1 pseudogene is annotated in these 223 nt (G+C 34.1%); it reads left to right on the top strand.

Features of this window, described 5'->3' with window-relative positions:
• A pseudogene (locus WFN33_RS20360) lies at window positions 1-223 on the top strand (IS110 family transposase); the annotation flags it as partial.

Genomic DNA, 223 nt, shown 5'->3' with positions numbered 1-223 from the left:
AGTCTTGCGAACGACTTAAAACGTGAACAAAATCGTTTGGAAAAAGCAAACTCCACTCTAATAGTTGTACCAATTTTAAAGTCTATTAAGACTAATATTAAATCATTAACTCGGCAAATTCAGAATCTAGATACACAAATTCAAAACCATATTGATCAAGACCATGAGCTTAAACGTGATCAAAAGCTTCTTGAAAGCATTCCAGCAATTGCTGAGCGTACCA

Origin of the sequence: Acinetobacter sp. AS167 (genome assembly GCF_037152175.1) — a bacterium.
In the GTDB taxonomy this organism is placed as follows: Bacteria; Pseudomonadota; Gammaproteobacteria; order Pseudomonadales; family Moraxellaceae; genus Acinetobacter.
The sequence above is the reverse complement of the archived record's forward strand: the minus strand, read 5'-3'. Positions and strand labels throughout refer to the sequence as shown.